The sequence below is a fragment of the Streptomyces mutabilis genome (genome assembly GCF_014649815.1).
Taxonomy (GTDB): Bacteria; Actinomycetota; Actinomycetes; order Streptomycetales; family Streptomycetaceae; genus Streptomyces; species Streptomyces mutabilis.
Genome location: NZ_BMTT01000006.1, coordinates 120,748 through 146,542, shown reverse-complemented (window position 1 = coordinate 146,542; position 25,795 = coordinate 120,748). Strand labels below are relative to the sequence as shown.

At 72.6% G+C, this 25,795-nt stretch carries 26 protein-coding genes and 2 pseudogenes; 8 read left to right on the top strand and 20 right to left on the bottom strand.

Annotated features, from left to right (window positions below):
- Positions 1-7 precede the first annotated feature (7 nt).
- Together IE142_RS15550 and IE142_RS15545 are read right to left on the bottom strand one after the other, a co-directional pair.
- Positions 8-367 (bottom strand): hypothetical protein, encoded by a 360-nt coding sequence (locus IE142_RS15550; protein WP_191886321.1) that lies wholly within the window; start codon positions 365-367, stop codon positions 8-10.
- A gap of 3 nt (positions 368-370) precedes the next feature.
- The gene (locus IE142_RS15545; protein ID WP_191886320.1) at positions 371-1,132 is read right to left on the bottom strand and encodes a LytR/AlgR family response regulator transcription factor; all 762 of its coding nucleotides are present in this window, start codon (positions 1,130-1,132) and stop codon (positions 371-373) included.
- Positions 1,133-1,209: 77 nt separating this feature from the next.
- On the opposite strand from IE142_RS15545, the gene IE142_RS15540 reads away from it, so the two are divergent.
- From IE142_RS15540 to rocD, 3 genes are all read left to right on the top strand, one after another.
- Complete coding sequence (locus IE142_RS15540) at positions 1,210-1,713, top strand: Lrp/AsnC family transcriptional regulator (protein ID WP_191886319.1); 504 nt, start codon at positions 1,210-1,212, stop codon at positions 1,711-1,713.
- A 125-nt stretch (positions 1,714-1,838) separates the two neighbouring features.
- Positions 1,839-2,660: a dimethylargininase gene (ddaH, locus tag IE142_RS15535; RefSeq protein WP_191886318.1), complete on the top strand. Its 822-nt coding sequence runs from the start codon at positions 1,839-1,841 to the stop codon at positions 2,658-2,660.
- Positions 2,657-3,883, top strand: coding sequence for an ornithine--oxo-acid transaminase (gene rocD / locus IE142_RS15530; protein WP_191886317.1), 1,227 nt, complete (start codon positions 2,657-2,659; stop codon positions 3,881-3,883). The genes ddaH and rocD overlap by 4 nt, the downstream gene beginning before the upstream one ends.
- A 6-nt stretch (positions 3,884-3,889) precedes the next feature.
- Here the strand turns inward: rocD and IE142_RS15525 are convergent, their stop codons facing one another.
- Positions 3,890-4,345 carry an RpiB/LacA/LacB family sugar-phosphate isomerase gene (locus tag IE142_RS15525; RefSeq protein WP_191886316.1) on the bottom strand — a complete coding sequence of 152 codons (456 nt, stop codon included), beginning with the start codon at positions 4,343-4,345 and terminating at the stop codon, positions 3,890-3,892.
- 142 nt (positions 4,346-4,487) lie between these two features.
- Here IE142_RS15525 and proP point away from each other — a divergent pair, with 142 nt between their 5' ends.
- The 3 genes and pseudogenes from proP to IE142_RS15510 form a co-directional block, all read left to right on the top strand.
- Positions 4,488-6,002: a glycine betaine/L-proline transporter ProP gene (gene proP / locus IE142_RS15520; RefSeq protein WP_191886315.1), complete on the top strand. Its 1,515-nt coding sequence runs from the start codon at positions 4,488-4,490 to the stop codon at positions 6,000-6,002.
- 162 nt (positions 6,003-6,164) lie between these two features.
- Positions 6,165-6,887 carry a lysophospholipid acyltransferase family protein gene (locus IE142_RS15515; RefSeq protein ID WP_191886314.1) on the top strand — a complete coding sequence of 241 codons (723 nt, stop codon included), beginning with the start codon at positions 6,165-6,167 and terminating at the stop codon, positions 6,885-6,887.
- A gap of 87 nt (positions 6,888-6,974) precedes the next feature.
- Positions 6,975-7,118: pseudogene (locus IE142_RS15510) on the top strand (NAD(P)-dependent oxidoreductase); the annotation flags it as partial.
- Between the two features lie 386 nt (positions 7,119-7,504).
- Here the strand turns inward: IE142_RS15510 and IE142_RS15505 are convergent.
- From IE142_RS15505 to IE142_RS15465, 9 genes are all read right to left on the bottom strand, one after another.
- Positions 7,505-7,804, bottom strand: coding sequence for a transposase (locus tag IE142_RS15505; RefSeq protein ID WP_191886313.1), 300 nt, complete (start codon positions 7,802-7,804; stop codon positions 7,505-7,507).
- A gap of 51 nt (positions 7,805-7,855) precedes the next feature.
- Complete coding sequence (locus IE142_RS15500; RefSeq protein WP_191886312.1) at positions 7,856-9,034, bottom strand: glycosyltransferase; 1,179 nt, start codon at positions 9,032-9,034, stop codon at positions 7,856-7,858.
- A gap of 4 nt (positions 9,035-9,038) precedes the next feature.
- Entirely contained in the window at positions 9,039-9,689 is a 651-nt protein-coding gene (locus tag IE142_RS15495) for a GOLPH3/VPS74 family protein (RefSeq protein ID WP_191886311.1), read from the bottom strand.
- 72 nt (positions 9,690-9,761) lie between these two features.
- Positions 9,762-10,667: an ABC transporter permease gene (locus IE142_RS15490; protein WP_191886310.1), complete on the bottom strand. Its 906-nt coding sequence runs from the start codon at positions 10,665-10,667 to the stop codon at positions 9,762-9,764.
- Positions 10,664-14,020, bottom strand: a complete 3,357-nt coding sequence (locus IE142_RS15485) for an insulinase family protein (RefSeq protein ID WP_191886309.1) — start codon at positions 14,018-14,020, stop codon at positions 10,664-10,666. Before IE142_RS15485 ends, IE142_RS15490 begins: the two co-directional genes overlap by 4 nt.
- A gap of 23 nt (positions 14,021-14,043) precedes the next feature.
- Positions 14,044-14,982: a hypothetical protein gene (locus IE142_RS15480; protein ID WP_191886308.1), complete on the bottom strand. Its 939-nt coding sequence runs from the start codon at positions 14,980-14,982 to the stop codon at positions 14,044-14,046.
- Entirely contained in the window at positions 14,979-15,728 is a 750-nt protein-coding gene (locus IE142_RS15475; protein WP_191886307.1) for a flavoprotein, read from the bottom strand. Before IE142_RS15475 ends, IE142_RS15480 begins: the two co-directional genes overlap by 4 nt.
- Entirely contained in the window at positions 15,725-16,261 is a 537-nt protein-coding gene (locus IE142_RS15470; RefSeq protein ID WP_191886476.1) for an LLM class flavin-dependent oxidoreductase, read from the bottom strand. Before IE142_RS15470 ends, IE142_RS15475 begins: the two co-directional genes overlap by 4 nt.
- Positions 16,262-16,485: 224 nt before the next feature.
- A complete protein-coding gene (locus tag IE142_RS15465) occupies positions 16,486-16,836 on the bottom strand; it encodes a hypothetical protein (protein ID WP_191886306.1) in 351 nt (116 codons plus the stop codon).
- A gap of 125 nt (positions 16,837-16,961) precedes the next feature.
- Between IE142_RS15465 and IE142_RS15460 the strand changes: the two are divergent.
- Positions 16,962-17,413, top strand: a pseudogene (locus tag IE142_RS15460) (NAD(P)-dependent oxidoreductase); the annotation flags it as partial.
- A 54-nt stretch (positions 17,414-17,467) separates the two neighbouring features.
- Here the strand turns inward: IE142_RS15460 and IE142_RS15455 are convergent.
- From IE142_RS15455 to IE142_RS15420, 8 genes are all read right to left on the bottom strand, one after another.
- Entirely contained in the window at positions 17,468-19,081 is a 1,614-nt protein-coding gene (locus IE142_RS15455) for an alpha/beta hydrolase (protein WP_191886305.1), read from the bottom strand.
- Between the two features lie 127 nt (positions 19,082-19,208).
- The gene (locus tag IE142_RS15450) at positions 19,209-19,979 is read right to left on the bottom strand and encodes an urease accessory protein UreD (RefSeq protein ID WP_191886304.1); all 771 of its coding nucleotides are present in this window, start codon (positions 19,977-19,979) and stop codon (positions 19,209-19,211) included.
- On the bottom strand, positions 19,967-20,641 hold the full coding sequence (gene ureG, locus IE142_RS15445; RefSeq protein WP_191886303.1) for an urease accessory protein UreG: 675 nt from the start codon (positions 20,639-20,641) through the stop codon (positions 19,967-19,969). Before ureG ends, IE142_RS15450 begins: the two co-directional genes overlap by 13 nt.
- Positions 20,642-20,807: 166 nt before the next feature.
- Entirely contained in the window at positions 20,808-21,482 is a 675-nt protein-coding gene (locus IE142_RS15440; RefSeq protein ID WP_191886302.1) for an urease accessory protein UreF, read from the bottom strand.
- An 8-nt stretch (positions 21,483-21,490) separates the two neighbouring features.
- On the bottom strand, positions 21,491-23,212 hold the full coding sequence (locus IE142_RS15435) for an urease subunit alpha (RefSeq protein ID WP_191886301.1): 1,722 nt from the start codon (positions 23,210-23,212) through the stop codon (positions 21,491-21,493).
- Positions 23,205-23,516 (bottom strand): urease subunit beta, encoded by a 312-nt coding sequence (locus IE142_RS15430; RefSeq protein WP_191886300.1) that lies wholly within the window; start codon positions 23,514-23,516, stop codon positions 23,205-23,207. Before IE142_RS15430 ends, IE142_RS15435 begins: the two co-directional genes overlap by 8 nt.
- A 14-nt stretch (positions 23,517-23,530) precedes the next feature.
- Entirely contained in the window at positions 23,531-23,833 is a 303-nt protein-coding gene (locus IE142_RS15425) for an urease subunit gamma (RefSeq protein WP_100048517.1), read from the bottom strand.
- Between the two features lie 164 nt (positions 23,834-23,997).
- Positions 23,998-24,651, bottom strand: coding sequence for a TetR/AcrR family transcriptional regulator (locus IE142_RS15420; protein WP_191886299.1), 654 nt, complete (start codon positions 24,649-24,651; stop codon positions 23,998-24,000).
- A gap of 103 nt (positions 24,652-24,754) precedes the next feature.
- Between IE142_RS15420 and IE142_RS15415 the strand changes: the two genes are divergently transcribed.
- Positions 24,755-25,744 carry an ABC transporter permease gene (locus IE142_RS15415; RefSeq protein ID WP_191886298.1) on the top strand — a complete coding sequence of 330 codons (990 nt, stop codon included), beginning with the start codon at positions 24,755-24,757 and terminating at the stop codon, positions 25,742-25,744.
- Positions 25,745-25,795 lie beyond the last annotated feature (51 nt).

The following is a 25,795-nucleotide window of genomic DNA, read 5'->3' as shown; positions in this document are numbered from 1 at the left end:
GACGAGATCATCGGTCCTCGACCAGGCGCACGAAGTCGCGTTCGTTGCGTTCGGCGCGGCGCACGTACCAGCGGGCGAGGAGGACGAGCGGGGCGTACAGGCCGAAGCCGAGGACGGCCCACTCCAGGCGGCGGGCGTCGGGCATCGCCGCGAACAGCAGCGGCAGCGGTCCGACGAGCAGCCCGAGGACCGCGAGGGCGGCGAGGCCTGCGCGCAGCTGGCTGCGCATGAGGGAGCGGACGTAGGTGTGGCCGAGGGTGGTCTGCTCGTCGATCTCGGTGCGCGGGCGGTAGTAGCCCGAGGCGCGTGCGGTGCGCCTGGGCGGGCCGGTGACGGTGACGCGGCGTTCGGTGGGGTCCTGGGGCACGGTTCACGGCCTCCGCATGAGCAGGTCCCGCAGTTCGCGGGTGTGGCGGCGGCTGACCTGGAGTTCCTCGGTGCCGACCAGGACGCTGACGCTGCCGGCGTCCAGGCGGAGTTCGCCGATGTGGCGCAGGGCGACGAGGTGGCGGCGGTGGATGCGGACGAAGCCGCGGGCGCGCCAGCGCTCCTCCAGGGTGGACAGGGGAATGCGGACGAGGTGGCTGCCCCTGTCGGTGTGCAGGCGGGCGTAGTCGCCCTGGGCCTCGACGTGGGTGACGTCGTCGACGGGAACGAAACGGGTGACGCCGCCGAGCTCCACGGGGATGTGGTCGGGGTCGGGTTCGTGCACGGGGATGCGCGGGGCCGGGGAGGACGCGGTGCCACGGCGTTCGGCGGCCCGGCGGACCGCTTCCGCCAGCCGTTCTCTGCGGACGGGTTTGAGCACGTAGTCGACGGCCTTGAGGTCGAAGGCCTGGACGGCGAAGTCCTCGTGCGCGGTGACGAAGACGACCAGCGGCGGCCGGGCGAACCCGGTCAGCAGCCGGGCGAGGTCCAGTCCGTCGAGCCCCGGCATCTGGATGTCGAGGAAGACGACGTCGATGGCGTCCGGCCCGTCCGGGCCCGACTCCAGGGCCCGGTTGATGCGGCGCAACGCCTCGGTCGCGTCGCCCGCGCCCTCCGCCGTGCCGATGCGAGGATCGGCGTTCAGCAGGTACACGAGTTCCTCGAGCGTGGGGCGTTCGTCGTCGACAGCCAGGGCGCGCAGCATGAACGTGGAGTGTAGGAGCAATCCGTACGCCTGAACACGCCCCCGACGTGGACGTATCTGCTGGATACAGTGCCCGCATGAACAGCAGGCCCACCCCGTTCGACGAACTCGACCGGAAGATCGTCACCGCCCTGATGGCCAACGCCAGGACGTCCTTCGCCGAGATCGGCGCGGAGATCGGGCTGTCCTCGACGGCGGTCAAGCGCCGGGTGGACCGGTTGCGCGAGACCGGCGTGATCACCGGGTTCACGGCCACGGTGCGGCCCTCGGCGCTGGGTTGGCGCACCGAGGCGTACGTCGAGGTGTACTGCGAGGGGGCGGCGCCGCCCAGGCGGCTTGCCGAGGTGGTGCGCGGCTATCCGGAGATCACGGCTGCGATGACGGTGACGGGCGGTGCGGACGCGCTGCTGCACGTGCGGGCGCGGGACGTGGAGCACTTCGAGGAGGTGCTGGAGCGCATCCGTGCGGAGCCGTTCATCCGCAAGACGATCAGTGTGATGGTGCTGTCCCACCTGATCCCGGACAGTCCGGAGGCAGGAACCGGCCTCCTCGCCCCGGAAGGCGCAACAGACGTGCGCTGACCTCGTGAACAACGCAGCGATTATGCGCGAATGCGCAGCCCTCGTCACTTGTCGGGCTCGGTCGCCGCTTCCTACCGTGGTGTCAACCCCCAGTAACACACCGTGAGGAGCGGAGGTACCCCTCTGTGCCCGAGAACCGTGTGCCGCGCCGGCGGCGCTTCTTGGTCTGCGAACCCAGACACTTCGCCGTGCAGTACGCGATCAACCCGTGGATGAGCACCGGCCGACCGGTCGACGTCATCCGCGCCCTGGACCAGTGGCAGGCACTGGTCGACGTCTACCGCGCGCACGGCCACACCGTGGACACCGTCGCGCCGGTCCCGGGGCTGCCCGACATGGTGTTCGCCGCGAACTGCGCGGTGGTGGTCGAGGGCCGGGTCCTCGGCTCGCACTTCCACGCGCCCGAGCGCCGGGGCGAGTCCGTGGCCTACGAGGCGTGGTTCAAGACGGAGGGCTTCGAGGTCCAGCATCCCGAGGCGGTCTGCGAGGGCGAGGGGGACCTGGTCCCGGCCGGGCGGTGGATCCTGGCCGGCACGGGGTTCCGCACGACCCCCGAGGCGCACCGGGAGGCGCAGGAGTTCTTCGGCGTGCCGGTGATCTCGCTGACGTTGGTGGACCCGTACTTCTACCACCTGGACACGGCGCTGTTCGTGCTCGACGAGGAGAACGTGGCGTACTACCCGGGGGCCTTCTCGCCCGGCAGCCGTGAGGTGTTGGGGCGGCTCTACCCGCACGCGGTGATCGCCACCCGCGAGGACGCCATGGCGTTCGGGCTGAACTCCGTCTCCGACGGACGCAACGTGTTCATCTCGCCCGGGGCCGGGGAACTCGCCGACCGGCTCAGCGGTTGCGGTTACGTCCCCGTCCCCGTCGATCTGTCCGAGTTCCACAAGGCCGGTGGCGGCATCAAGTGCTGCACCCAGGAGATCCGGGAGACCCGCTCATGACCGCACCCGTCCGCACCGACCGCGGCTCCGAGGAACTGATCCGCGCCGAGGAGCCCGTCCTCGCGCACAACTACCACCCCCTGCCCGTCGTGGTGGCCCGCGCCGAGGGCGCCTGGGTCGAGGACGTGGAGGGCCGCCGCTACCTCGACATGCTGGCCGGTTACTCGGCGCTCAACTTCGGCCACCGCCACCCGGCGCTGATCGACGCCGCCCACCGCCAGCTGGACCGGCTGACCCTCACCTCCCGCGCCTTCCACAACGACCGGCTCGCGGAGTTCGCCGAGCGGCTGTCGGCGCTGACCGGCACGGACATGGTGCTGCCGATGAACACCGGCGCGGAGGCGGTGGAGAGCGGCATCAAGGTGGCCCGCAAGTGGGCCTACGACGTCAAGGGCGTACCGGCCGACCGGGCGACGATCGTGGTCGCGGCGGAAAACTTCCACGGGCGTACGACGACGATCGTCAGTTTCTCCACCGACGAGACGGCCCGCTCGGGCTTCGGCCCCTTCACACCGGGCTTCCGGGTCGTGCCGTACAACGACCTGGCCGCCCTGGAAGCGGCGGTCGACGAGACGACGGCGGCCGTGCTGATCGAGCCGATCCAGGGCGAGGCGGGCGTCAACATCCCGGACGACGGCTATCTGGCGGGTGTGCGGGAGCTGACTCGCCGGGCCGGGTGCCTGTTCGTCGCGGACGAGATCCAGTCGGGGCTGGGCCGCACGGGGCACACCCTCGCCGTCGAGCACGAATCGGTTGTGCCGGACGTGGTGCTGCTCGGCAAGGCTCTGGGCGGCGGCATCGTGCCGGTCTCGGCGGTGGTCGGCAGCAGGGAGGTGCTGGGGGTGCTGCACCCGGGCGAGCACGGCTCCACGTTCGGCGGCAATCCGCTGGCGGCCGCGGTGGGCACGGCGGTGGTGGAGCTGCTGGAGACCGGCGAGTTCCAGCGCCGGGCGACCGAACTGGGCGAGGTGCTGCGCGAGGGTCTGGACGCTCTGGTGGGCAAGGGCGTGGTCCGTTTCCGGGCGCGCGGACTGTGGGCGGGCGTCGACGTCGACCCGGCGCTCGGCACCGGCCGCGAGGTCAGCGAGCGCCTGATGCGTGAGGGCGTCCTCGTCAAGGACACCCACGGCTCCACGATCCGCCTGGCCCCGCCGCTGACCGTCACCGCCGAGGAACTGCGCGGGGCGCTCGGGACGCTGGAGAAGGTCCTCACCGCGTCCTGAGCGCGGCTACGGAGCGGCTCGACCCCGGTCGAGCCGCTCCACGTACGTCACGTTGCCCCGGTCCTCCGCTTCCTCGCTGGGCGCACCCGCGAACCAGGCTTCGAGGATTTCCCCCAGCAGCGGCCCCGAGGTCAGCCGCAGGCTGAGCGCGAGTACGTTCGCGTCGTTCCAGCGGCGGGCCCCGTCCGCCGTGTACGCGTCGGTGCACAGGGCCGCCCGTACGCCCGGCACCTTGTTCGCGGCGATGGACGCGCCGGTGCCGGTCCAGCAGCACACCACCGCCTGGTCGGCGGCGCCGTCGGCGACCTCGCGCGCCGCCCGCTCGGAGCACACCGCCCACCGGGGGTCCGTCCCGGGGCTCAGGGCTCCGTGCGTCAGCACCTCGTGTCCGCGTCCGCGCAGCTCCTCGACGAGGAGGCGGGCGACGGGTTCGTCCATGTCGGAGGAGACGGCGATCCGCATGTGCGAAGCCTAATCGGTTCGCCCGCTCACCTCATCGGCCCAACCACATGACCGACGTCACGGCCATACCCAGCATGATCGGGGGAACGGGTACGAGCCGAGAATCGTACGACCGAGCAGTGCCCCGTCCGGGCGTCTGCACGTGGAAAGGGAGGCCGCCACGTCCCCCACCGAGAACGGCCAGGAATCCGACGCCGCGGCGATCCGCCGCCACCCGGCCCTGTTCCGGGCCATCAGGCGCCGGCAGAACCCCCGACTGCGCCGGTCGGACATCACGGTCACGGACGAGGCCGCGGTCAAGAGGGCCGTGAAGGCGGCCTCGCTCGGCAATGCCATGGAGTGGTTCGACTTCGGCATCTACGCCTATCTGGCGGGCACCATCGGCCGCGTCTTCTTCCCGTCCGGCAGTGACACGGCGCAGTTGCTCTCCTCGTTCGCCACGTTCGCCGTGGCGTTCCTGGTGCGCCCGCTCGGCGGCATGGTCTTCGGGCCCATGGGCGACAAGATCGGCCGCAAGAAGGTACTGGCCCTGACGATGATCCTCATGGCGATCGGCACCGCCGCCATCGGGCTCATTCCCGGCTACGACTCCATCGGTTTCTGGGCCCCGGTGCTGCTGATCCTGTTCCGCCTGCTGCAAGGCTTCTCGACCGGCGGCGAGTACGGCGGCGCCTCCACCTTCATCGCCGAGTACGCGCCCGACAAGCGGCGCGGGTTCTTCGGCAGCTTCCTGGAGCTGGGCACGCTGGCCGGGTACACCGGTGCCGCCAGTCTCGTCACCGCTCTGACGGCCTGGCTGGGCAGCGACACCATGGACGCCTGGGGGTGGCGCATCCCGTTCCTCGTCGCGGCGCCGCTCGGCATCGTCGGTGTCTACCTGCGGCTGAAGCTGGACGACACGCCCGCCTTCCTGCAGCTGCAGGACTCCAACGTCCACATCTCGGAGGCGGCGACCGCGGTGGAGACCACTGCCCGGGGCGATCTCGCGAAGATCTTCCGCACGCACTGGCGCATGCTGATCCTGTGCATCGCGCTGGTCGGCGCGTACAACATCACCGACTACATGCTGCTGTCGTACATGCCGACATACCTGTCGGACGAGCTGCACTACAGCGAGAGCCACGGCCTGATGATCCTGGTCGCGACGATGGTGCTGCTGATGCTGATCATCAACCAGATCGGCCGGCTCTCCGACCGCTTCGGCCGCAAGCCGCTGCTCATGACCGGCATGATCGGGTTCTTCGTGCTGTCCGCCCCGGCCTTCGTCCTGGTGCAGGACGGCAGCCTGCTCGCCGTCTCGGTCGGCATGCTGATGCTCGGCCTGTCCCTGGTCTGTCTGCTCGGCACGATGTCGGCGGCGCTTCCGGCCATGTTCCCGACCAACGTCCGGTACGGGTCCCTGTCGGTCGGCTACAACCTGTCCGCCTCCCTGTTCGGCGGCACCACGCCGCTGGTCATCACCGCCCTGATCAGCGTGACCGGTTCCGACATGATGCCCGCGTACTACGCCATGGCCGCGGCCCTGGTCGGTGTCGTGGCCGTGGCCTGCATGAAGGAGACGGCGCAGCAGCCCCTGGAGGGGTCCCCGCCGTCGGTGCAGACCGACGAGGAGGCGGCTGAGATCGTCGAGGCGCAGGCGCCGACGCCGAAGTTCTGACGGCACCGAGGTGCCGGGGCCGTGACCCCACGACGCGGCCACGGGCCGGGCACGTCCGGTTCCGGACGGCCCGGCCCGCACCTAGACTGGCAGCCCGGCAGACGCCGGTTGACCAGTGAGAACACGGCGACGAGCCGTCCCGCCGGGGTGAGGAGCGACGCCTTGTTCTACTACGTCCTCAAGTACGTGCTGCTGGGCCCCCTGCTGCGGCTGCTCTTCCGTCCCCGGATCGAGGGCCTGGACCACGTCCCGGCGTCGGGGGCGGCCATCGTCGCGGGAAACCATCTCTCCTTCTCGGACCACTTCCTGATGCCCGCGGTGCTCCGGCGCCGCATCACCTTCCTCGCCAAGGCCGAGTACTTCACCGGCCCGGGCCTCAAGGGCCGGCTGACCGCGTTCTTCTTCCGCAGCGCCGGGCAGATCCCCGTGGACCGCTCCGGCAAGGAGGCGGGCCGGGCCGCGATCCGCGAGGGCCTGGGCGTCCTGTCCAGAGACGAGCTGCTCGGCGTCTATCCGGAGGGCACCCGCTCGCACGACGGGCGGCTCTACAAGGGCAAGGTCGGTGTCGCGGTGATGGCGCTGCGGGCCGGGGTGCCGGTGGTGCCCTGCGCGATGATCGGCACCTTCGAGGCGCAGCCCCCGGGCCGGAGGATCCCCAGACTGCACCCCGTGGTGATCCGGTTCGGCGAACCGCTCGACTTCTCCCGTTACGAGGGGCTGGAGGGCGAGAAGGCCGTGCTGCGCGCCGTCACCGACGAGATCATGTACGCGATCCTGTCGCTGTCGGGGCAGGAGTACGTGGACCGGTACGCGGCCGACGTGAAGGCGGAGGAGGCCGAGAAGGCGGCGAAGGGACCGAGGTTCCCCCGGCGACCGCACAGGTAGGGCACTACGGGCACCCCCTCTGCCGTCGGCAGAAGAACGTAGCCCGACGGCCGGTCCTGCCCCTACGGTCGCCGCATGACACGTTCTGTGGTACTCGGGGCGACGGGACAGATCGGACGGGTGGCGGTGGGGGCGCCGACCCGGGACGGCTGGGAGGTGACGGCCCTCTCGCGAAGCGGCGGCCGGGACGCGGGCTGGCCCGGAGACGTACGCGCGGTGGCCTGCGACCGGTAGGACGACGCGGCCCTGTCGGCGTAGCCGGGCGTCCTCGAGCGCGGCCGCGGCCTCAAGTCTTGGCGCGCGTCCTGGCCGCCTGCGCTGCCTTCTCTTCTTCAGTCATGAAAGCAGCTCACACCCGCAGACCTGTGGACAGAGACCGGCGGTCGGACGGCCCCCGTGGCCCGTCGAAGGGTGGACAGCGCAGGCCAGCGGGTCTTGGGTGGAGGGCCACGTCCGTAGCAGGTACTCGCAGGACGCCCCCGCCCGATCAGCCCCGAACGCCGCCTGTCGGCCGTGGCCGCAAGGTGATGGCCGATCCCACTCCTTATCCGCCGGTGCCGCGCCACGCCGCGGACTTTTCGTCCTCGGTCGGCTCGTGATCAACCGGTACAACGCGGTCACCGGTCGTTCTCCTTCACGAAGAAGGCCGTCGCTGCTTTCAGGATCTCGATCGTCTGCTGCTGCTCGCGGTTCTCTCTGCGCAGCCGGCGCAGTTCCTCGCGCTCGGCGCTGGTCAGCTCGCCCCGGGCGGCCTTGGCCCGGGCGGCCTTGGCCCGGCGGTACCAGCCGCGCAGGGACTCCGAGCTGATGCCGAGTTCCCGGGCGATAGCCGTGACCGTCCTGCCCGAGGAGTCGACGAGCGCGATCGCGTCCCGCTTGAATTCCTCTGTGTACCGCTTCGTGCACTTGCCTCCCACCTGGCGCTACTTCCTCTGGAACTTCAGGTCCCAGTCCCCAGGTGTCCACGATCAAGGGGAAGCTTCACATGCGACAGACCCCCGCCCGACCGACAGGACGTCCCGCAGCACGGCGCTCGCCCGCTCGGGGCTGAAGCGGGCGGACACCCGCTCGGTCGCCGCTCGGGTCAGCCGGGTGTGCAGGGCGTCGTCGGTGAGCAGGCGGACGACGGCCGCCGCGAGTTCCGCGGGGGACTCGCCGATCAGGACGTGGCGGTCGTGTTCCAGGCCCATGCCCTCGAAGGCGACGGGTGTGCCCACGACCGGCACGTCGTGCTCCACGGCCTCGCCCACCTTGCCCTTGACCCCGGCCCCGTACCGCAGGGGCGCCACCGCCACCCGGGCACGGGCGTACACCGGGGCGAGATCCTCGACCCAGCCGTGCACCGTCACGCCCCCACCGGCGAGCCCGGTGACCGACTCCGGGGCGGAACTGCCCACCAGGTCCAGCACCGCCTCCGGGACCTCGCGGCGGACCAGCGGCATGATCTCGCGCGCCAGCCACTGGGCGGCGTCGACGTTCGGCGTGTGCCGGTAGTGGCCGACGAAAAGCACCCGGGCGCCGTTCCGGGGGCGGGCCGGGGCCGCCACCGGGACGTGGATGTTGGACAGCACTCGGACGTCCGTCCCGGGGACCAGGGAGGTGAGCAGGTCCCGCTCGTCCTCGGACACCACGAGCGTCAGGTCGCTCTCGCCGACCAGGAAGAGTTCCAGCGCCCGCATGGTCTCGGCCTGCGCCCGCAGCTTGAAGCGGTCCGCCCGGCCCCGCTCCTCCGCCAGCCCCGCCTGCCGGCCCAGCCTGCGGAAGTGGACGTCCACTGTGTCGTAGACGACCAGGCAGTCGGGCGCGTGGTCGCGTATCCCTCCGAGAAGTTCCAGAGCCGGGTGCGGCCGGCACAGCAGGGCGTGACCGATCCGGTGCCCCTGCTCCCGCAGGAACCTCTCCTGTCCTCGCCGATCGGCGAGGACGGCGGCCCCCAGGTCCCCGAGGACGGCCTTGTACCGCGGCTCGGCCCGCCCGTTCAGGGGGAAGAAGAGCACCCGGGGCCCCAGCCGGGCCAGCTCCCCGATCAGGCGAGACAGGCGCAGGGAACCGGAGTCCCGGTCGGGCGAGGGAAGTTGCTGGTCGACGATGAGGAACACATCGGCGGCGCCGGTGGCCGACGGCACGCCCTGGTCCGTACCGCGCATGTCCTCAGCTCGCCAGGAGCACGGTAAGCAGCGACGACTCGAAGCCCTTCAGCGCCGCGCGCCAGGGACCGTTCTCAGCGTTCTCCCTGACCAGTTGCTCGGCCCGCTCGCCCATCGCCTTCCTGTCCTCGCCGGGCAGCACCATCGGCAGGGCCCCGATCGCGTGCACGATCATTATCAGCAGCAGGGTCGACTCGTCGGGCTGCCGACCGCCGACCACCGCGTCACGGATGCGCGTGACGAGCTGGGCCTCGTACCCCGGGTCCGCGGACGGCCAGGCGTCCCGGCGGATCAGGCCGAGGAAGCGGCCCTCCTCGTGCCGCACCAGCCCGCGCGCCACCAGGGAGTCCATCAGCGTCCGCCAGGAGCGGTGACCGATCGTCTCCGCGGCCCATCCCAAGCTCGTGTCATTGGCGGCCAGGGCGGCGAGGGCCTCGTCGAGGACGGGGTCGCCGGTGGTGGCACTGTCGCGTACGACGGGCCGGGCCTTGTCGGGCCGGCCCTCGGGGGCCTCCACGGTGATCCGGCCCGCCCGTACGAGATCGAGCAGGATGGCGTTACCGACGGCACGGTGACGGCGTCCCACCTCGACGGTGGTGCGGCCGGAGTCGTCGTCGAGGAGGAGGAGGGCAAGATCCTGGGCCAGGTCGGACATGGTGGCTTCACTTTCTGTCGGGTGTGCTGCGCTGTCGGGTCGGGGGTGTCCCGGGTGCGGGCGCCGGGCCGCTCACACGGGGCGTTTCAGGGCGCGTTCGCGGCGCGTGGCCATGGTGGAGCCGGACTCCCGGCGGGCCGTGCGCCGCAGTACCACGGGAGCGAGGAGCAGACCGGCCACCGCCCAGAGGCCGAGGACGCCCACCGTCTCCCAGGGCCTCCAGGAATCGCCGATCTCGGCGCTCACCGCGGAGTCGGGCAGCAGCGCCGCGCGGGCGGCGAGGCCGAGCCAGTACAGCGGGAAGACCTCCGCCACGTGCTGGAGCCAGACCGGCAGCTGGGTGCTCGGGAAGAAGATCCCGGAGACCGAGGCCAGCCCGAAGAGTGGGACCATGACCAGACCGAGGTTGCGCGGGCTCTCGATGAGCGAGCCCAGGATCGCGCCGACGGGCAGCACGGCCAGCAGGCCGAGCGGCAGCACCCAGGCCAGCCCGAGCCACAGGCCCCGGTCGCCGAGGGAGACGTCCGGCAGCATGACGACACCGGTGAGCACCACCACCGCGCAGGCGATGAGCACCGTGCTGGCGACGTTGACGATCTTGCCGATGAGGTAGCTCGGCATGCCGTGCGGGAGCGCCTTGAGGCGGAGCAGGGTGCCGTCCTGGCGCTCCACGATCAGCTGCTGGGTGAGGCTGAGCATGCCGTTGAAGGCCACGCACATGCTGATCATGCTGGGCAGCAGGAAACCTGCGACGGACATCCCGGTACCCGCCAGGTCGTTGTCGCGCAGCAGGTGGAGCGGGGCCAGCAGGCCGACCAGCCACACGAGGTTGCTGCAGAGGTCCTGCGGGGTGGTGAGCATCTGGTGCAGCTCCCGGCCGCCCCGGCGCACACCCCGCCGTACGGTGCCGCGCACCGGGCGTGCAGGCGCCGCGGGGCGCGGCGGTGACGTGCCGGTCTCGGCGTGTGCGGTACTCATCGGGCCGCTCCTTCCAGTCGCCGGGTGGCCTCGTCGGTCCGGCCCGCTTCCGCGTCCCTGACGACCGACAGGTACACGTCCTCGAGGATGACCCGCCGGACCTCCACGTCGTTCACCTCGTCCCCGTGCTCCTCGTAGAGGCGGCGCAGGAAGCCGGTGACGTCCGGGGTGCGGTCGCGGTGGCGGGTGCCGCCCATCGTCCACGTCACTTCCGCGTCCGCGCCGATCCGGTGGGCGAGTTCGTCGACCGTGCCGTGGGCGACGATCCGGCCGCCGACGAGGATCAGCACGCGGTCGGCCAGCCTCTGGGCCTCCTGGAGGTCGTGGGTGGTCAGCAGGATCGTGTGCTCCGCCACCGCCAGGTCCCTGACCAGGGCGTGGAACTCCTGGCGGGCCTCCGGGTCGAAGCCGACGGTCGGTTCGTCCAGGAAGAGCACCTCGGGCCTGCCGACCACGCCGAGGGCGATATCGAGGCGGCGGCGCTGGCCCCCGGAGAGGCTGGAGACCCGCTGCTGTGCCTGGTCGGTCAGGCCGACGAGGGCGAGCAGGGCGTCGCGGTCCCAGGGGCGCGGGTGCTCCAGCGTGGAGTACGGCGCGGGCGGTACGGCGGCCAGGAGGGCGGCCTCCTCACGGACGTCGCGCACCGCCTCGGCCAGCGCCGGGCGCGGCGCGGTGACCCGCACCAGCGCCCGGGGCAGGTCGGCGAGGACGTCCCGGGCCGCGAACATGACGTGCCCGGCGCGGCCGAGCCGGCGGCAGCGTTCGGCGAGGCGCGCTCCGAGGTGCCCGCCGAGCAGGGCGGTGGCGAGGTAGCGGGCGGGGTCGTCCCGGCCCGTGCCGGGGGGTTCGGGGGCGCAGAGGGTGAGGTGCGCAGGCCCGCCGGAGGGCTGCGGCACGACGAGGACGTCGGGGGCGTGGCTTCCGGTGCCCGTCGGCGCGTTCCCGGCCGGTCCCGCCGGCGAGCCCGCGGGCGCGCGGGCGGGGGCCGGGGCGGGAGCGGTCCAGCCGGCAAGAGCCCGGGCGGCCTCCGCCAGGGCGTGCTCGGGCCGCAGGTCACCGACGAGGACCAGGGCCGCGTCCCGCGGGGACAGCAGCGCACGGTGCAGGGCGGCAGGGACTGCGGTGGCGGTGGCGGATTCCTCCGCCGCGGTGCGGCCGTGCCGCGCGAGCCAGTGCGCGCGCAGTGCCGCGTCCATGCACTGCTCCGGCGTCAGGCGTGGCGGCGGCGTGGCGGACCGCTCGAAGGCGTCCGGCAGCCGGGCCGGGTCCAGCACGTCCGCCAGGACGCCCAGCAGGCCCGGCAGCGCGCCGACCGGGGCCCAGCCGCTGATGTCGGCCCACTGGCCCCCAGTGGTCAGGTGGAAGCGGCCGCCGAGGGCCGCCGCCCGCTCCGTGGCCCGGCTCGCCCGCCCGACGGCACGCAGCAGCCGTGCCGCCGTCTGCGCGTCGCGCCACCCGGCGGGCCCCAGCGGCACCCTCAGCCGCATCTCGACAAGCCCGGCACGCCGGTCCGATACGGCCATCAGGCGCAGGCCACTGTCCAGGGTGGTCTCGCGGGCACCCTCGAACGCGGGCGCCACCGGCTCACCGAGCGCCGGCATCCGCCGCGGCCCGGCGGGAGTACGGCCCAGCTCCACGGCGGAGACCGCCCGCGGACGCGCGGGCCCCGCAGTCCCGGTGACCGTACCGGCGGGGGGTTCGGCCGGCCCTGGTACGGGGTCGGGGGACCCGGTGGGGTTGCCGGCGGGAGTTTCGGCCTGGGTCTGCTGTACGGGTTCCAGGGATCCAGTGTTCTGGCTGGCCGGGGGGTCGGCGGGTGTCGGTTGTGCGGGTCGTGGCTGTCCGGTGTCCTTGTCGGCGGCGGGTGTTTCCGTCTGGGTCTGCCGTGCGGGTTCCGGGGTCTCGGTGTCCTGGCTGGCCGGAGGGCCGACAGGCGTCGGTCGTGTGGGTGCCGAGGCCCCGGTGTCCCGCCCGGCGGAGGTCTCGGCCGGTGCCGGGCGCGTGGAGGGGGCGGTGAGTGCCGCCGGGCAGGACTCGGCCGGGCCGACGACCAGGATCGCCCGGTGCGCCTCAGCCAGAGCGGCGGCCGCCGCCGCGATCCGGTCGGCCCCCTCGGCGCGGTCGGCGCCGTCCCCACCGACGCGGGCGATCAGCTCCGGTATCTCGTCGACCAGTTCCGCACGGCCGTGGAGGAGTTCGAGGCGGCCGAGCGCCCGGCAGCGCTGCTGGAGGTCGGCGTGTTCACGCCGGTGACGGGAGGCCAGGGAGCGGGCCGCGGACGCCACCGTCTGCGGCCGGACCCCGGCCCGCGGGTCACTGAGCCCGGACCACCACTCGGTGAGGCCGCGTGTGAAGTCCTCCGGAGCCCGGCCGGGCGGCAGGATCGACGTGACCAGCAGGGCGTCCGGCGCGGCGGCGTCGAGTGCGCCGAAGAAGCCGCAGCCCGCGGCGACCGGGGCCGCCGCGGGGCCGGGGGAGCCCGGCTCCCCCGGCCGCCCGGTGAGTTCGGCCAGCACCATGTGGGTGACGTACGCGGGCAGTTCGGCCAGCGGATCGGGCAGGCGGTAGCCCACGGCGACGGCGGTGCGCCTCGCACGGAGGTCCGTGTGGTGCGCTGTCCTGTCCCGCGCGCGCTCCGGTTCGTCCAACGGGGGCGACCCGGCCACCGCACGGGCCGGGATGTCGCCGAAGTGGTGCTCCACCAGGCGCCACACGGTGTCCGGCGCGTGCGGCCCGACCACCGTCAGCACGGCGTTGGAGGGCGCGTAGTGGGCGTCGAAGAAACGCACGCAATCCTCGACGGTGACCCGGCGCAGCAGCCGGGGGTCGCCGTAGCCGTCGTGCGCGTTGGCGAACGCGCGGAACATGACCCGGGGCAGCAGGGGCCAGGGAAAACCGCCGTACGGGCGCCCGTCCCTCATGTGGTCGATCTCGCGGGCCACCTCGACGAGTTGCGAGGACAACTCCGCCGTGGTGAAGCGGGGCGCGCGCATCCGGTCCGCCTCGCGGAACAGAGCCTGCTCCAGGGCGTGGGCGGGGACCGTCTGGAAGTAGTCCGTGTAGTCCTGGTGCGTCGTGCCATTCGCCGTGCCGGCCAGCGGGTGCAGCGCGTCCCAGAAGCTGCCGTCGGGGAGGCTCTCGCTTCCCCGGAACATCAGGTGCTCGAAAAGGTGGGCCATCCCCTCCTGGCCGGGGCGTTCGGACCGGAACCCGACGCCGTAGTGCACGGCGACGGCCGTGCGCGGGGTCGGCCAGTGCGGGGCCAGCACGACGCGCAGACCGTTGGGCAGGGTCCGCTTGTGCAGCACGGCCTCGCCCGCCGCCGTGTCGAGGGTGTCCGGTGTGCCGATCATGTGGTGCTCTCCAGGGGTCCGGCTCACAGGTCCAGCAGGTACATCACGAAGCCCGAGTACTTCTCGAAGGTCTTCTCGTCCCAGCCCACGTAGGCCGTGTAGTCGTGCAGGTGGAGCAGGATGCGCAGGGCGGCCAGGTGCTTCCAAGAGTCCCCGAGGTCGCGCCCGTACCCCTGAAAGAACGCCTCGAGCAGGTGCGGCCACTGCGCGTTGCCGTCGCCCCGGTACCACTTGAGTTCCACCAGCTCGCCCAGCGTCCAGCCGACGTCGACGTACCAGGGCGCCCGGCACAGGTCCTCACCGATCAGCAGGTCGGCGCCCGCCTCTCCCGCCGCCGGGACGATCGAGCCGAGGGTGGGGGCGCCGTGGCTGAGCACCCGCTCCGGGTCCTCGGTGATCCGCGCGCGCAGCGCGTGCAGCGCGGCCATGCGCGTCTCTCCCAGACGGGGGCGCAGCAGCGCTTCGGCGTACGCGGCCCGCGGGCTCGGTGACCGGCCCGCCAGCCAGTCGGTGAAGCGGACCAGACCGCGCGGACGGTCGTCAAGGCGTGCGGCCAGGTCCGGCGGGACGGGCGTCTCGTGGAGGGTCCGCAGCAGCCGGCCGACGCCGTGCAGGACGGCGGCCATGTCCTCGTCCGGGCCGTGGTGCAGCAGCCGGCGGGCGATCGCCTCCGGGCCGCGCACCAGATAGCGGCGGGCACCGGGCTCAGGTCCTTCGGTGCCGGTGGCCCAGCGGACGGCGCCGGGGCCCGACGCCGGCAGGGGCGGTCGCGGCAGGAGGCTGGACGCGGCGAAGGGCGCGGGCGCCTGCGGGCCGGGGCGCCGGAGCCAGGTGTACCCCTGCCCGGGGCCGCCGGCCACCACGGTGCGCAGCAGGTCGGTGCCGAACTCCCGGCGCACCTCGGTCCCTTCGCCCGGGGCCGGCTCGGGTGCCGCCGCCCGCGTGGGGGAGGTGCCGCTCATGCCCGTGCTCCGTCCGCCGGTGCCGCCGGGTGTCCGGTGGTCCACTCGTGCGCCGCCGGTTCGTCCGCCGCCAGGGGGCCGCCTGCCACGGCACGGCGTGCGCGCTCCCGTTCCCGTTCGCGTTCCGTCCTGCGGTCCTCCAGGCGGCGCAGCGCCTCGGTCAGGGGTGGCGGCACCCAGCCGTCCTCGCGTCCCGTGGTCAGGCTGTACCCCTGGTCCGGTGGCACCAGGACGACGTTGAGCCGGGCGGCCAGGGTGGCCCAGTGGGAGCGGAACGCGGGGCTGTCGAGGCCGCCGGGCGGCAGCGAGGGGGCGAGCGCAACCAGCGCGTCCGTGCACTGGAGGGCCAGGAGCACCGGCGTGTCGGCCAGGCCGAGCGCCAGGCGGGCCGTGAAGTGGAAGGTCGCTGGGTAGACGAGGACCGCCTCGGCCCACTCGGCGTACTCCACGTGGCGGGCCCGCCGGCACTCCTCCCAGGCGTCGATCTCCACGTCCTCCTGGAGCCGCAGTCCGAGCGACATCGGCGTGACGAACCGCTCCGCGCTGCGGCTCATCACCACGCGCACGGTCAGTCCCGGGTACTCCTGGCGTAGCCAGCTGAGCCACTGCGGCAGCCCCACGGCCGAGGCGGAACCGGTGACGACGATCAGCAGCCGGGAGAAGCCGAAGGGCGGCACCTGCGCGGCGGGCGCGGGCTCCCCGGCGCCGGGCACCGCGGCCTCGTGGAGGGGACGTCGCGCCGTCATGCGGCGTCCACCAGCCGCAGCAGTGTCTCCAGCTCCCGCAGCGCCGCCGCGGGGCCCTCGGTCATCGCCACGCCGGTGACGTTGAGGACGATCTCGTCGACGCCGGCGGCCGTGAACGCCTCGAACTTGCCGCGCAGTTCGTCGGCGTCGCCGAAGAGGAAGGCGTCCCCGCCGACCAGCGCTTTGCCGCTGGCCTCCGGGTCCGCCTTCATGTCGACGTCGATGCCGGAGCGGCCGAGCATGTCCGCGTAGTGGGGGAGCTGCATGTGCCCAGCGTTGCTGGCCAGCGCCAGCTCGGTCGCCTCGCGCCCCGTGCCGGTGAGCGCCACCGGCACGATCACCACGACTCGCGGCACCGCGCGCCCCGCCTTGTCGGCGCCGGCCCGCAGCGCGGGCACCACGGTGTCCCGCAGGTAGGCGGCGGGGGTCAGCCAGGTGATGGCCACGTCGGCCAGCTCACCGGCGAGTTCCGCCATCCGGGGCCGCAGCACTCCGAGCCCCACCTGGACCGGGGGCAACGGGAACCGCGGCAGGGAGGCGCTGCAGCTGTAGAACTCGCCCGTGTGGTCGGCGTGGCGGCGGCGTCATGGGCCCGCCGGATGGCCTCCGGGATCGCGGCGAGGGCGGCGATCAGCTTCTGTGCGCTCCAGCGCAGCTTCGTGCCGTACGCGGGAGCGTCGGGGGCGGCGTCCAGGCGGCCGGTGTCCGCGTCGAAGCCCACGGCCTGGACGTGCGGCGAGCTCGGGCGCGACCGCGGCTACGGATCATCGCCGCCCTTGGCGTCATCGCTTCCGACAGCGTTTTCGGATGCCCAACGGAAGGCATCCCCGCACGTGGCGTGCGGCAGGGCAGAACGTCCGGCGAGAAGAATCAGTGCATGGCGTACTTCCCTACTTGGCTGAAAAGGCCGACGGCTGGCCTGCCTGCCTTCGTAGGTGGGCAAGCGGAAGAGAATGACTGCTTGTTCGTCACGGCCGTCGGTGAAGGTGGCGGGGAGTCCTGCGAGCAGTTGGAAGTCACGCTTGCCGGTGGCCGCGTCAGCCACCGTTTCGATCAGCCGTTCGCCCACGGTTCTTGTGCCGGTCAGCCTTCTGACCTGGCTCTTCATCTACCAGCCGCAGCAGGACGCGACCCAGGTGAGCGCAGCGGAGCCACAGCAGGTCGGGGTCCGAGGTCACGGTCGGTCCTCTCTTCGGGGAAGGACCTGCGGTCGCCCAGTGGCCCCTGACCACCGTGGACGGCCGGCGACGGCGCGTCCTCGCGTACGGCGGTGCGAGCCGCTTCCACCCGGCGAGCGTGCACAACATCGCCGAGCTGATCCGGCTGGCGGCGCCGCGGCCGGGCACGCGCGTCCTGAACGCGGTCGACGACGAGGCGCCGACGGTGGCGGAGATCGGGGCGGCGATCGACGCGGTGATGGGCGTGGAGACCGGGGACGTGCTGCTGGACGGCCCGCCGGCGGGCGGCGTGGGTGACACTCCGTGGTCGGTGCCCGTGCCCGTCGTGTGCGACATGACGGCGGCGCGGCGGGAGCTGGGCTACCGTCCGGTGGTCGAGTACGCCGAGACCCTGCCGGAGATCGAGGAGCGGCTGGCCGGGAGGCGTACCCGAAGATGTTCGGGAACTACGGCGACCTCTTCGACTACGCGGCGGAGGACGCCTGGCTGGCGGCACGGCGGGCGTGAGGGGCGGCCGGATCGGACCGGCCGCCCCTCCCCTCGTGGTGCCTCTCGCGGACGTTACGGTTTGGGCGTGGCGTGCGGAGCGCAGGTCACGTCCCTGGCGTCCACCTTCCCGGTGAGCAGGTAGGTGTCGACCCGGTCGTTGACGCACGGGTTGACCAGGCCGGTCACACCGTGCGAACCGGCGTCCCGTTCGGTGATCAGACGCGATCCCTCGAACCGCTGGTGCAGTTCGACGGCGCCTGCGTACGGGGTGGCCGCGTCCCGCTCGGACTGGACGATCAGCACCGGGGGAAGGCCCTTGCCGGTCTTGACGTCCACCGGGTTGTGCTGCTTGACCGGCCAGGTGGCGCACGGCAGGTTCATCCAGGCGTTGGCCCAGGTCATGAACGGGCGATCGCGGTGCAGCCGGGTGTTGTCCCGGTCCCATTTGCGCCAGTTCGTGGGCCACTTGGCGTCGGCGCACTCGACGGCGGTGTAGACGGCGTTGCCGTTCTCCGCGGAGGCGTTGCCCGCGGTGTCGGTGAGGTCGGGGGCGGCGGCGTCGACGAGGGCCTGGGTGTCACCGGCGACGTACTTGCTGAAGACCGTCGCGACCGGCACCCACGCCGAGTCGTAGTACGGGGCGCTCTGGAAGAAGGAGATCAGCTCCGCCGGGCCGACGACCCCGCCGAGGGGCTCCTTCTTGGCGGTGGCGCGCAGCTTCAGCCACTGCTCCTGGACCTCGGCGCGGGTGTCGCCGAGGTGGAAGGTCGCGTCGTTCTTCGCGACCCAGTCCTGCCAGTCCTTCCAGCGCTGCTCGAAGGCGACGTCCTGGTCCAGGTTGGCCTGGTACCAGATCTTCCCGCGGGACGGGTTGACGACGCTGTCGACGACCATCCGGCGCACGTGGTCCGGGAAGAGGGTGCCGTAGACCGCGCCGAGGTAGGTGCCGTAGGAGACGCCGAGGTAGTTGAGCTTCTTCTCACCGAGGGCGGCACGGATGACGTCGAGGTCGCGCGCGGTGTTCGGCGTCGTCATGTGCGGCAGCATCCAGCCGCTGCGCTCGTGGCAGCCCTCGGCGTACTCGCGGGCCAGCTTGCGCTGGGCGCGCTTGTCGGCCTCGGAGTCGGGCACGGGGTCCATCTTGGGCGCCCTGACGAACTCCTGCGGGTCGACGCAGGAGATGGGCGTGGACTTGCCGACGCCGCGCGGGTCGAAGCCGACGAAGTCGTACGCCTTCGCCGACTTCGCCCATACGGCGCTCCTGCTCGTCACGCGGGCCGGGAAGCGCAGGCCGGAGCCGCCGGGGCCGCCGGGGTTGTAGAGGAGCGCGCCCTGGCGCTCGGCCTGCGTGCCGGTGTTGCCGATGCGGTCCACGGCGATCTCGATCTGCTTGCCGAACGGCTCGGCGTAGTCGAGCGGCACCGTGACGTAGCCGCACTGGATGGGCTTGGGCAGGTTCCAGTCGGCGGGGCAGTCCAGCCAGTCGACGCCGGCCTTCGCGGCGCGGGCCGCGGCGATGGCGGCTCCCCTGGCCTCCCGGTCCCCACCCTTGGCGTGTCCCTGGCCGGTCGACGGAGCGGCGCTCGCGGCGGGCGCCGTGACGGTGCCCGCTATCAGCGTGGCGGTGACGAGCGCGCCGACCGTGCCGAGCGCCGCCGTCCTCCGTCCCGGTCTGCTCTTCCTCAAGTGGCCCTCCCCGTACGTGTTCGCGACAAGTACGGGGATCTTCGCGGCTGTGCCTTCCCTGAGGACAGAGGCAGTACTACTTCTTTGCCAATCCGATAAACGGATATGAGCGTTCGGTCGGCGGGCCTCAGCCCAGCGTGGCCAGCCCCGCCTCCAGCAGCCGCCTGAGCCGCAACCCGTCCGGCGCCACGGCCGTCACCAGCACGGCGGGCCCCGCGAGCGGCAGCACGGCCGCGCCCTCCGCGAAGGCGCTCGCCCGCGGCGGCTCGGCCGCGAGCTCCGGCCGTACGACGACCAGCTGGCCCACGGCACGGTGTCCCGCCAGCCCGGCGGGGCCGTCCCAGCCACCCGGTGCGCCGGACCCGCAGGCCAGCTCCTGGTCGAGGACGCACCGGCCGGCGACTCGTACGGTCAGACGGCTGCTGAGCCGACCGGGTGGCTCACCGGACCGCCCGAGCACCTGTTCCTCGCGCAGCAGCAGCCGCCCCGTGGCGGCGAGGTCGACGCGGGTGGCGACGGAGAGGTCGCTGCCGTACGCGGAGATCAACTGCTCCGGAAGCCAGCGCAGTTCCGCGTCGTCTCCGACGGTGAGCCGCACGTCGTAGCGGGCCCCGGCCTTGTCCTGGCCCGGCAGGGCGAGCGTGGCGGCGGCCGAGCCGACCCGCAGCCGGGCGCCCTCGGCCGCCTCGGCGGCCACCGTGAAGTGGTCGCCGCCCAGCGGCCCGCTCATCGCGCCGACGAGCATGACGTGGGCCTCGCTACCACTCCCCCGGGTCCGCCGCACCGCGAGCGGGCCCTCGCCCTCCAGCACGGGCAGGGCTGTGCCGCCCCGCCCGTCACCGCGGGCGAGGATGCGCGCGCTGGCCCGTGCGCCGGCCGGGGTGGTCACGCGGTCCACGCGGCGATCCGGGCGCGCACCCAGTCGGCCACGTCCCGCACTCCTTCCTCACTCCGCAGCGACTGCAGCACCACGGGCAGTTCACCGCGCTGCGCCTTCGCGTCGGCCGCCATCCGCGCGAGGTCCGAGCCGACGTACGGGGCGAGGTCGGTCTTGTTGACGATCAGCAGGTCGGCGGTGCTGACGCCGGGCCCGCCCTTGCGTGGGATGTCGTCGCCGCCCGCCACGTCGATCACGAAGATCTGGGCGTCGACGAGGCCCTTGGAGAAGGTGGCGGTGAGGTTGTCGCCCCCGGACTCCACCAGGACGAGGTCCAGCGGCCCGACCTCCTCCTCCAGGTCCTCGATCGCTTCGAGGTTGGCGGAAATGTCGTCCCGGATCGCGGTGTGCGGGCAGGCACCCGTCTCCACGGCGCTGATCCGCTCCGGCGGCAGTACCGCCTCGCGGAGCAGGAACTCGGCGTCCTCGCGGGTGTAGATGTCGTTGGTGACGACGGCGAGGGACAGCTCCTCACGCAGCGCTCGGCAGAGCGCGGCGACGGTCGCGGTCTTGCCCGACCCGACGGGCCCGCCGAGCCCGATCCGCAGGGCCCGGCGGGTCCCGTCGGGCCGGTGGGCGTCGGCGGAGACGGCGGGGGTGTTGTGGTGATCACCAAGATGCACGAAACAGCTCCTGTCAAAGCTCGGGTCGGTCCTCTCAGCCCGTCCGGCATTCGAGGACGAGGCCGTTCAGGCCGAAGGGGGGTCCAGGGGCGGAGCCCCTGACGGGGGCTGGGGGGCAGAGCCCTGGGTTCGGGAACGGGAAGGGGCGGCGGGGCGGACGACGCCTCTACGAAGCGAACAACCGCACAGCCCAGGCGGCATGCGCTTCCGCCCCGATCTCCAGCAACGGCGCGGACCGGGCGGGCAGCACGTCGACCCCCTCGGTCACGGCCGCCCGCCCCGCCTCCACGGCGTCCCGCGCCACCCGGTCCAAATCCGGCGCGAGCCGCGCGAGCACGCCGGTCGCGTCGAACGGATCGAGCGAGAGCAGCCGCACGACGGCCGTGGCCGGCCCGCTCACCCCCTCGTAGGCGGAGCAGTACGCCGCGTCCAGCGGCCCGAGCCCGGCCGCGCGGGCGGTCAGCCCCATGACGACCGGCTGGTGGGCGCCCTTCGGGAACCTCCCTGCCAACGCGTCGAGTTCGCGATGCGGCCAGGTCGCCCGGGCCGCCCGCACGAGTTGCCGGCCGAGTCTGCGCGCCGCCACCCGCAGGGCGGGCGAGGGCGTACGGGCGTCCGCGGCGAGGTCGAGTTCACCGGGGTCGACGCCCAGGGCCGCGGCCGCCGCGAGCGAAGCCGCGACGGCCCCGCTCGTGTGCAGCCGTCCCCGGCAGAACTCCTCCAAACTCGCGGCGTCGGTGATGTGTCCCGCCCGGACGGCGGCCTCCGCCCCGCCGGAGTGGGCGTGCCCTCCGGCGGGGAAGCGGCCGTCCGCGAGGACGAGCAGTGCTGCGCGGCTCACGACGCCGCTCAGAACAGGAAGTACCGCTGCGCGAGCGGCAGTTCGACGACGGGCGCGGGCTCGGCGAGCTCGCCGTCGATGGTCACCGCGAAGGAGTCCGCGGCGACCTCGACGCGCGGCAGGGCGTCGTTCTCCCGCATGTCCGCCTTGGTACGGCCCCGGGTCGACCGGATGGGCACCAACTGCCGTCCGGTGCCCAGGCGTTCCGGCAGCCCGTCCTCGATGGCCGCCTGGGCCACGAAGGCCACCGAGTTGGCGGCCGGAGCACTGCCCAGGGCGCCGAACATGGGGCGCGGCAGGACCGGCTGCGGGGTCGGGATGGAGGCGTTGGCATCACCCACCTGCGCGTACGCGATCTGTCCGCCCTTGAGGACCAGTTGCGGCTTCACGCCGAAGAACTTCGGGTCCCACAGCACCAGGTCGGCCAGCTTGCCGGTCTCCACGGAGCCGACCTCGTGCTCGATACCCTGGGCGACGGCGGGGTTGATGGTGTACTTCGCGACATATCGACGTGCGCGCAGGTTGTCGGCCCGCAGGTCACCGGGCAGGAGTCCGCGGCGCCGCTTCATCACGTGCGCCGTCTGCCAGGTGCGCAGGATCACCTCGCCTATGCGGCCCATGGCCTGGGCGTCCGACGACATGATGGAGATCGCCCCCATGTCGTGGAGGATGTCCTCGGCCGCGATGGTGCTGGGCCGGATGCGGGACTCGGCGAAGGCGAGGTCCTCGGGGACCGCCGGGTTCAGGTGGTGGCAGACCATCAGCATGTCGAGGTGCTCCTCGACGGTGTTGACGGTGTGTGGCCGGGTCGGATTGGTGGACGCCGGCAGCATGTTGGGCAGCGACACGGCCGTGATCATGTCAGGTGCGTGGCCGCCGCCGGCGCCCTCGACGTGGAAGGCGTGCAGGGTGCGGCCGGCGACGGCGTCGAAGGTGTCGCCGACGAAGCCTGCCTCGTTCAGGGTGTCGGTGTGGACGGCGAGCTGGACGCCGGACTCCTCGCACACGTCCAGGCAGGCGGAGATCACCGCGGGCGTCGCACCCCAATCCTCGTGGATCTTGAAGCCAAGGATGCCGGCGCGCAGTTGGTCGCGCATGGACTCCTTGGACATCGTGCTGCCCTTGCCCAGGAAGCCGATGTTGACGGGGCTGGCCTCCAGGGCGGCGAACATCCGCGCGAGGTGCCAGGAGCCGGGCGTGACGGTCGTCGCCTTGCTGCCCTCGGCGGGACCCGTGCCGCCGCCGATGAGGGTGGTGACGCCAGAGGCGAGCGCCTCGTCGACGGCGACCGGCGAGATGAAGTGGACGTGGGTGTCGATGCCGCCCGCGGTGATGACTTTGCCGTTGCCCCCGATGACCTCCGTCTCGGGACCGATGACGAGGGCGGGGTGGACACCGTCCATGGTATCCGGGTTGCCGGACTTGCCGATGCCGGTGATGCGGCCGTCGCGGATGCCGATGTCGGCCTTGACGACGCCCCAGTGGTCAATGATCACGGCGCCGGTGACAACGGTGTCGGGGGCTCCGTCGGCGCGGGTGGCACGGGACTGGCCCATGGACTCGCGCAGCACCTTGCCGCCACCGAAGACGGCTTCGTCGCCGGAGCGGCCGGGGCCGCCCGAGCGGTCCTCCTCGATCTCGACGAGGAGGTCGGTGTCGGCGAGGCGGACGCGGTCGCCGGTGGTCGGGCCGAACAGGTCGGCGTAGGCGGTACGGGACAGTTCAGGCATCGAGGGCACCTCCGGTCTCGCCGCGCAGACCCACGACGACGCGGGCGCCCGCGAGGAGGACGAGTTCCACGTCGACCGGGATGCCCGGCTCGAACCGGACGGCGGTGCCGGCGGCGATGTTCAGCCGCCTGCCGCGGGCCGCGCCGCGGTCGAAGTCGAGACCGGGGTTGGCCTCGGCGAAGTGGTAGTGGGAGCCGACCTGGACGGGCCGGTCGGCGGTGTTGAGCACGGTCAGGCGGACGCTCGGGCGTCCCTCGTTGAAGGCGACCGACCCTTCGGCGAACAGGATCTCTCCGGGGATCATGGCTGCCGTCCCCGTCAGATGATCGGGTCGTGGACGGTGACCAACTTGGTGCCGTCGGGGAAGGTGGCCTCGACCTGCACGTCGTGGATCATCTCGGGGATCCCCTCCATGACCTCGTCGCGCTGGATCAGCTTGCGCCCGGAGGCCATGAGTTCACCGACCGTGCGGCCGTCCCGGGCACCTTCGAGGATGTGCGAGGTGATCAGGGCGACCACCTCGGGATGGTTGAGCTTCACACCGCGAGCGCGGCGCTTCTCGGCCACGTCCGCGGCCACATGGATGAGCAGTCTTTCCTGCTCGTGCGGGGTCAGTTGCATTTACCACCTCACAGGGCATGACGCCAGGACCGGGCGTCCGGCTGCCGCGTCCACCGCGACGGCTCTAGGTGTAACACACACGAATGCGCCGCACCGCGCACACCGGTGTTCCGAAACCGCAGGTGGATCGGGGTGAAGAGTAGGGTTGGAGTGTTTCCGTCACGTCACCCTTTCTTGACCGACTGATTACCGGTGCCGTCGACGGCCTCCCGCATGCTCAACAGCCCTCGAACGCCCTCCTGGAGCGCCTCCGGGGAGAAGCTGCCGAACAGCGCGTACTGGGCCCCGAAGCCCTGCACCGTCGCCATCAGCGTCCGGGCCACGGCGTCCGGGTCGACGTCGTCGCGCATCATGCCCGCCTCCTGGTAGCGGGCGACTACCTTGGCCCAGGAGGCCAGCACCTTGGCGAAGCCCTCGTCCAGCAGGGCGGAGAGCGTCTCGTTGCGCAGCGTCTCGGTCCAGGCCTGGATCATGAGGCGCGGGAACAGCCACTGGCCGTCGTCCGTCAACGCCGGCCGCTCCCGCGCCATGTGCGCCAGCGTGCGGGCGATGAGTTCGTCGGGCATGGCCGGCGGGTCCTCCTGCGCCGCACGCTCGTACACGTCCCGGATGGCGCCCAGGACCTCGGCGACGATGGCCTCGATCAGCTCTTCCTTGCTGCTGAAGTAGCGGTAGACGGCTCCCGCCGAGAGGTCGACCTCTTTCAACACGTCCTGCATCGACGTGGCGTGAAAGCCGTTGCGGGCGAAGCAGAGCGCGGCGCCGTCGAGGATCTGCCGGCGGCGGGCGTCGAGGTGTTCCTGGGATACGCGGGCCATGGCACCCAACCTAAAACGAACGTTCCTTCTTGACAAGTGCCGCGGGCGGTCACACGGTGGTGACGTAGGAAAAACGAACAATCCTTCTCTTTCAGGAGTCCTCATGGACACTCGTCGCGTGATCGGTGTGATCGTCTTGGTTCCGGTCCTGGTGGCGTTGGCCCTGTGGGCCTTCGCGTGGCCGGCCTCCCGTACCGCACCCCGCGATCTGCCGCTCGGGGTGGCGGGTCCGCCCGCCGCGGTCGCCCAAGTGGAACAGCGGCTCACCCAGCGCGAGGGCGCCTTCGAGATCCACCGCTACGCCGACGAAGCCGCGGCCCGCGACGCCGTCGAGGACCGGGCCGTCTACGGCGCGGTGGTGGCCGGCGGCGAGGACCCGAAGCTCCTCACGGCCTCCGCGGCGAGCCCCACCGTCGCACAGCTGCTGCGGCAGACGGTGACCGGGCAGGCGTCCGCCGCGGGGGCCACGGTCCAGGTCGTCGACGTGGTGCCAGCACCCGGCGCGGATCCGCGCGGCGCGGCCCTGAGCGCGAGCGTGCTGCCGCTGGCCCTGGCCGGGATCGCGACGGGCGCGGTGGTGACCCTGCTGGGCCTGCGCGGCGTCCGCGCGGCCGTCGCCCTGGTCGGCGCCGCCGCGCTGACCGGCCTGGTCGCGGCGGCGATCGCGCACAGCTGGCTGGGGGCGGTCACCGGGGACCGGTGGACCGTGGCCGGCGTGCTCGGACTTTCGGTCCTGGCCGTGGGCGCGGGCACCGCCGGGCTGGCGGCGCTGCTGGGCCGCGCGGGTCTCGCGCTGGGCGGAGCGGTGATGATGCTGCTGGGCAACCCCTTCTCGGGAGCCTCCTCGGCGCCGGAGCTCCTGCCGCGGCCGGCCGGGGCGATCGGCCAGTGGCTGCCGCCGGGCGCGGGCGCCTCACTGCTGCGCTCGGTGTCGTTCTTCGACGGTGCCGCCGCCACCGGCCCCGCGCTGACGCTCACCTGGTGGGCGGTGCTCGGCCTGGGTGCGGTCGTGGTGGGCGGGGCCCTGCGGCGCCGCACGCGCGGTGACGCACCGGCACCGGACGGGGCACCGGCTCCGGCCCCGGTCGCCTGAGCCCGACACATGCGCCGTGACGCTCGGCCTCCGGGCCGGGGTCACGGCCCG